We start from the raw sequence: 1514 nt of genomic DNA on the forward strand, positions 1-1514 counted from the left end.
TCTCCTTTGGGTTGGGTGGTAAGGTTTCCTCACGGCACGGGTACGGTGGCAGTGTGAGGGTGCTTGCTCCGTGGTTACTGGTGTGTCCCGCAAGGTTTAGGCGGGAGGGAGCTTGTAAGAATTAGTTTCGCTTTTACGAAACTTAGTAGTATTATAATGTAAAAGCAAAACCTGTCAAGGTTCTGTCTACACAAAATAGTTTTGTAAATATAAAATGAGGTCATCATTACAGTGACAAAGAATGGCACGACCAAAGGAATTAGCGGAAGACGCAAAAACAGTAGGTATGCGTATGAGCGCGGCGGACTGGAACAACTTGGAGGTGATAGCTCAGAGGATGGGATTAAAAGACAGGTCAACCCTGCTGCGGCTAATAGCTCAAGAGAAAATCACCCTAGGGAATCTCTCTCAGGTGGAAACCCAACTCATGGGAAAATTCTCCAGCGCCTCGAATTAGTAGAAAAATTCCATCTTGAATATGTCCATGCTCATCAAAACAGGCTTGAGGCGCGGCTTGATGAAAGCAAAGGGCGTGAGGAAGATTTTAAAGAAGCTGTTGGGCAATTAAAGGAAGAAATTTACAAGCTCATCACCGAACCGACTCCTGATAACGGGAAAGGGGCAGATCCTGAATAATTTCATCACATCAAACTGATGTGATGATTTTTTTTGACTACGTTCATTGATGCGAGTACGTAGAGGCTACATAGTGAATTAAGTAATCGCCTTCCTAATTCACCATGAGCGTTCTAATTTTAATCATCTGGCTGGCATTAATGACAGGATTTTTGTACCTAGCTTTTTTGGTTATCAAGGCACATCAGTCCGCTGCACTTTCCCCAAGGCGCCGCCGCACATGGGGAGAGTTGCGCCAAGTATTTGGTCGCCTGCAATCAAATAAGCTCCATTCAAAAATGACGCGAATAGCTTATACCAGTCCCGGTATTTCCGGCTTGTGGCATCAGCTATTAATTCGAGTTCAGTTTAATGTCGCCACCGCTGAACGACTGGTCGAGAACCTCAGGCGGAAATATCCAGGAAAAAATGACCGATGGTACATCGAAAAGGCCATTTGGGATTTAGACAGAGACCGAATGATATGAGCGAAACCCCAGTGGCAAGTTACCAATGACCAATGACCAACACCCATTACTAAGGACTAATGACCAATGGTTAGAGCTAAATTCACTTGCCAAGCCAACCTTAAAGACGCTGAAACCAAAACAGCCACAGTTATTCTTTCTCCCGTAACCACCAACCCACCGAGTAAGGAGAACTTAACTTTCTGGAAGTCCACGCCGGCAGGACAAATCACTATGCAGATTGATAACCCGGCTGCATACGCTCAGTTTCAAGTAGGGACTGATTACTACGTCGATTTCACCCCTGCCCCGTAAGAATTGCGATCGCGCTTCTGATGAAGTGGGAGTGCGATCAGTTTAGCCATTGCCTATTACCCATTACCCGATGACCAATAAATATGAATGAACTACACGAAGCTATCAACAAGCTCA

The 1514-nt window shown here is 45.2% G+C and carries 2 protein-coding genes; both read left to right on the forward strand.

Annotation, left to right across the window (positions count from 1 at the left end; translation table 11 throughout):
* Positions 1–231: 231 nt before the first annotated feature.
* Entirely contained in the window at positions 232–636 is a 405-nt protein-coding gene (locus H6G32_RS26420; RefSeq protein ID WP_190463733.1) for a hypothetical protein, read from the forward strand.
* 104 nt (positions 637–740) lie between these two features.
* The gene (locus H6G32_RS26425) at positions 741–1103 is read left to right on the forward strand and encodes a hypothetical protein (RefSeq protein ID WP_190463735.1); all 363 of its coding nucleotides are present in this window, start codon (positions 741–743) and stop codon (positions 1101–1103) included.
* Positions 1104–1514: the final 411 nt, after the last annotated feature.

The sequence above is a fragment of the Cylindrospermum sp. FACHB-282 genome (assembly GCF_014697195.1).
Taxonomy (GTDB): domain Bacteria; phylum Cyanobacteriota; class Cyanobacteriia; order Cyanobacteriales; family Nostocaceae; genus Cylindrospermum.